The sequence below is a fragment of the Streptomyces sp. NPDC057438 genome (assembly GCF_042802995.1).
Taxonomy (GTDB): domain Bacteria; phylum Actinomycetota; class Actinomycetes; order Streptomycetales; family Streptomycetaceae; genus Streptomyces.
This window is the reverse complement of record NZ_JBHVDD010000179.1, coordinates 1-4,518: the sequence shown is the minus strand read 5'-3', so window position 1 is coordinate 4,518 and position 4,518 is coordinate 1. Positions and strand designations below refer to the sequence as shown.

4 protein-coding genes are annotated in these 4,518 nt (G+C 68.0%); all 4 read left to right on the top strand.

The window, feature by feature from the left end:
- Positions 1 to 76 precede the first annotated feature (76 nt).
- From ACFU5F_RS42055 to ACFU5F_RS42040, 4 genes are read left to right on the top strand one after another with little or no spacing between them, the layout of a single operon-like run.
- The gene (locus tag ACFU5F_RS42055; protein ID WP_383898937.1) at positions 77 to 1,009 is read left to right on the top strand and encodes a branched-chain amino acid ABC transporter permease; all 933 of its coding nucleotides are present in this window, start codon (positions 77 to 79) and stop codon (positions 1,007 to 1,009) included.
- A 5-nt stretch (positions 1,010 to 1,014) separates the two neighbouring features.
- Positions 1,015 to 2,841 carry a branched-chain amino acid ABC transporter permease gene (locus tag ACFU5F_RS42050; RefSeq protein ID WP_383898935.1) on the top strand — a complete coding sequence of 609 codons (1,827 nt, stop codon included), beginning with the start codon at positions 1,015 to 1,017 and terminating at the stop codon, positions 2,839 to 2,841.
- A 5-nt stretch (positions 2,842 to 2,846) separates the two neighbouring features.
- Entirely contained in the window at positions 2,847 to 3,758 is a 912-nt protein-coding gene (locus ACFU5F_RS42045) for an ABC transporter ATP-binding protein (RefSeq protein WP_383898933.1), read from the top strand.
- On the top strand, positions 3,755 to 4,471 hold the full coding sequence (locus ACFU5F_RS42040; RefSeq protein ID WP_383898931.1) for an ABC transporter ATP-binding protein: 717 nt from the start codon (positions 3,755 to 3,757) through the stop codon (positions 4,469 to 4,471). Before ACFU5F_RS42045 ends, ACFU5F_RS42040 begins: the two co-directional genes overlap by 4 nt.
- Positions 4,472 to 4,518 lie beyond the last annotated feature (47 nt).

The window sequence follows — 4,518 nt, the reverse complement described above, 5'->3', positions numbered from 1 at the left end:
CCGCACCACTGGCGCCCCGCGCGGACTCGCATCCGGTCACATCCCTCGATATATCCGAAGTCTCGGAGGACATGCGGTGAACGAACTGCCGCAGCAGCTGGTCAACGGCCTGCTACTGGGATCCATGTACGGGCTGGTCGCCATCGGCTACACGATGGTCTATGGCATCGTCCAGCTCATCAACTTCGCCCACGGTGAGATCTTCATGGTGGGCGGATTCGGCGCCCTCACCATGTACCTGTACGTGCTGCCCGACGGCACGTCCATGTGGGTGGCACTGCCCCTCATGCTCATCGGCGGCGTCCTCGTCGCCGTACTCGTCGCGGTCGGAGCGGAACGATTCGCCTACCGCCCCCTGCGCACAGCACCCCGCCTCGCGCCCCTCATCACCGCCATCGGCCTCTCCCTCGCCCTCCAGCAGGCGGTATGGGCCTGGTACCCCAACGCCCGATCCGCGATCACCTTCCCCCAGATCGAGGGCGGCCCCTTCCAGATCGGCAACGTCACCATCCAGACCGGTGACATCTTCCTGCTGCTCGCCGCTCCCATCAGCATGGCGATCCTCGCCTACTTCGTGATGAAGACCCGCACCGGCCGCGGCATGCAGGCCACCGCGCAGGACCCCGACACCGCCAAGCTCATGGGCATCAACACCGACCGCATCATCGTGGTCGCCTTCGCCCTCGGCGCCGCCTTCGCCGCCGTCGGATCCGTCGCCTACGGACTCAAGTACGGCGAGGTCCAGTTCCGCATGGGCTTCATCCTCGGCCTCAAGGCGTTCACCGCCGCCGTCCTCGGCGGCATCGGCAACATCTACGGCGCCATGCTCGGCGGCCTGGTCCTCGGCGTCGCCGAAGCCCTCTCCACCGCCTACATCTCCGACATCCCCGGCATGGAGCAGTTCGGCAGCCAGTCCTGGGCCAACGTCTGGGCCTTCGTACTCCTCATCCTCGTCCTCCTCGTCAGGCCACAGGGCCTGCTCGGCGAGCGCGTGTCGGACAGGGCGTGACACCGATGACCACACAGACCACCACACCCCAGGCCACCGGCAAGACCACCGCCGGCACCGCGCACAGCCTCGTGGGCATCCCCCCGCACATCGGCCGCGCCCTCGCCACCGGCGGCGGAGCACTCGCCATCGTCTCCACCTTCCTGGCCTGGACCTGGACCTCCGCCTTCCCCGGCGACCTCACCGTCTACGGCTACCCCGGCGGCCTCCAGGTCCTCGTCCTCATCGGCGGCGCCCTCACCACCCTCCTCGGCCTGTCCTCCTACGGCATCAAGGGCCTGCGCTGGCTCACCCCCGCAGGCGCCGACAGCGCCCTCAAACTGGCCGCCCTCGGCACCTTCGCCACCGCCTGGTACACGATCATCGCGATCAGCGCCAAGCTCGGCGGCGCCGTCAACCTGGAGCCCGGCGGCTGGATCGCGGGCATCGCGACCCTCCTCGCCCTCCTCGGCGCCCTCTCCCTGCCCTACGCACGGCCCGAGACCGAACCCGGCGACCCCGACGACACCGGCTGGGACCAGTACCGCCACAGGGCACGCAACCAGCGCACCGTCATCAAGGCCGCCTTCGCCTCCGGCACCGCCGCCCCCGCGCGCCAACTGCCCGCGTACGCCGAGATCCTCATCATCGTCGCCGCACTCGCCCTCGGCCTCACCGTCTTCACCTACGGCATCGGCACCGAGTACGACGAACTGTTCATCGGCTTCCTCATCACCGCCGGCTTCAGCTTCGGCGCAGCCGCAAAGGCCGGCCTCGTGGGCCGGATCTCCGCGCTCACCGCCAAGCACCGCAACGTCACGATGATCGGCGCGTTCGTCGCCGCCGCCGCCTTCCCCTTCACCCAGTCCGACGACCAGTACGCGACCATCGGCGTCTACATCCTCATCTTCGCCACCGTCGCCCTCGGCCTCAACATCGTCGTCGGCCTCGCCGGCCTCCTCGACCTCGGATACGTCGCCTTCCTCGGCGTCGGCGCCTACACCGCGGCCATGGTCTCCGGCTCCCCCTCCTCCCCCTTCGACATCCACCTGCCGTTCTGGGCCTCCGCCCTCCTCGGTGCCGCCGTCGCCATGATCTTCGGCGTCATCATCGGCGCCCCCACCCTGCGCCTGCGCGGCGACTACCTCGCCATCGTGACGCTCGGCTTCGGTGAGATCTTCCGGATCACCGTCCTCAACATGGACGGCACCTCCGGCCCCGACATCACCAACGGCTCCAACGGCATCTCCTCGATCCCGAACCTCAACATCCTCGGCTTCGACTTCGGCCAGGAACACACCTTCCTCGGCTTCACCATCGCCCGCTTCGCCAACTACTTCCTGCTGATGCTCCTCATCACGCTGGTCGTGGTCGTCGTCTTCCGGCGCAGCAGCGACTCCCGCATCGGCCGCGCCTGGATCGCCATCCGCGAGGACGAGACCGCAGCCCTCGCCATGGGCATCAACGGCTTCCGCGTCAAGCTCATCGCCTTCGCCCTCGGCGCCGCCCTCGCCGGCCTCGCCGGCACCGTCCAGGCCCACGTCACCTACACCGTGACACCCGAGCAGTACCAGTTCGCCGCAGTCGTCCCGCCCAACTCGGCCTTCCTCCTCGCAGCGGTCGTCCTCGGCGGCATGGGCACCATCAGCGGCCCCCTCGTCGGCGCCGCACTGCTCTACCTCATCCCGTCCAAGCTCCAGTTCCTGGACGACTACCAGCTCTTCGCCTTCGGACTCGCGCTCGTCCTCCTGATGCGCTTCCGCCCGGAGGGCCTCATCCCCAACCGGCGCCGCCAGCTCGAATTCCACGAAGAGGCCGAAGCGCCCGCAGTGCTCAGCAAGGCAGGGGCCTGACCACCATGACTACCGACACCACCACCAAGGACACCGCCCCCGGCTCCAGCGCCGCCGGCGAAACCGTCCTCGACGCCCGCGGCGTCACCATGCGCTTCGGCGGCCTCACCGCCGTACGCAACGTCAACCTGACCGTCAACAGCGGCGAGATCGTCGGACTCATCGGCCCCAACGGCGCCGGCAAGACCACCTTCTTCAACTGCCTCACCGGGCTCTACATCCCCACCGAGGGCGAAGTCCGCTACAAGGGCCAGGTCCTGCCGCCCAAGTCCTTCAAGGTCACCGCGGCCGGCATCGCCCGCACCTTCCAGAACATCCGTCTCTTCGCCAACATGACGGTCCTGGAGAACGTCCTCGTCGGACGCCACACCCGCACCAAGGAAGGCCTCTGGTCCGCCCTCCTGCGCGGCCCCGGCTTCCACAAGGCCGAAAAAGCCTCCCGTGAACGCGCCATGGAACTCCTGGAGTTCGTCGGCCTCGACGCCAAGGCCGAACACCTCGCCCGCAACCTCCCCTACGGCGAACAGCGCAAGCTCGAGATCGCCCGAGCACTGGCGAGCGAGCCCGGCCTCCTCCTCCTGGACGAGCCCACCGCCGGCATGAACCCCCAGGAAACACGCACCACCGAAGAACTGGTCTTCGCCATCCGCGACCAGGGCATCGCCGTCCTCGTCATCGAGCACGACATGCGGTTCATCTTCAACCTCTGCGACCGCGTCGCCGTCCTCGTCCAAGGCGAAAAACTCGTCGAAGGCGACAGCGCCACCGTCCAGGGCGACGAACGCGTCGTCGCCGCCTACCTCGGCGAGCCCTTCGAAGACGCACCCGGCCAGGACGAGGTCGCCGAAGTCGAAGCCGCCGAAGCGAACGCCGAGAACACGACGGACACCGTGCCCGGCAAGGAGAACGACCGATGACCGCACTGCTCGAAGTAGAAGACCTCCGGGTCGCCTACGGCAAGATCGAAGCCGTCAAGGGCATCTCCTTCAAGGTCAACGCCGGCGAAGTCGTCACCCTCATCGGCACCAACGGCGCCGGCAAGACCACCACCCTGCGCACCCTCTCGGGCCTCCTCAAGCCCGTCAGCGGCCAGATCAAGTTCAACGGCAAATCGCTCAAGAAGATCCCCGCGCACGACATCGTCGCGCTCGGCCTCGCCCACTCCCCCGAGGGGCGGCACATCTTCCCGCGCATGACCATCGAGGACAACCTCCGCCTCGGCGCCTTCCTGCGCAGCGACAAGCCCGGCATCGAGAAGGGCATCCAGCGCGCCTACGACCTCTTCCCCATCCTGGGAGAGCGCCGCAAGCAGGCCGCCGGAACCCTCTCCGGCGGCGAACAGCAAATGCTCGCCATGGGCCGCGCCCTCATGTCCCAGCCCAAACTGCTCATGCTCGACGAGCCCTCCATGGGCCTCTCGCCGATCATGATGCAGAAGATCATGGCGACCATCGCCGAACTCAAGTCCCAGGGCACCACGATCCTGCTCGTCGAACAGAACGCGCAGGCCGCGCTCTCCCTCGCCGACCAGGGCCACGTCATGGAGATCGGCAAGGTCGTCCTCTCCGGCACGGGCTCCGACCTGCTCCACGACGAGTCCGTCCGCAAGGCCTACCTCGGCGAGGACTAGCCGGTTCCCGTAAGTACGACGAGGCCCGCACCCCCCATCTGAAGGGG

Coding starts and splice junctions, on each gene's coding strand:
- ACFU5F_RS42050 (WP_383898935.1), top strand. CDS start 1,015: ATGACCACACAGACCACCACACCCCAGGCCACCGGCAAGACCACCGCC.
- ACFU5F_RS42040 (WP_383898931.1), top strand. CDS start 3,755: ATGACCGCACTGCTCGAAGTAGAAGACCTCCGGGTCGCCTACGGCAAG.
- ACFU5F_RS42045 (WP_383898933.1), top strand. CDS start 2,847: ATGACTACCGACACCACCACCAAGGACACCGCCCCCGGCTCCAGCGCC.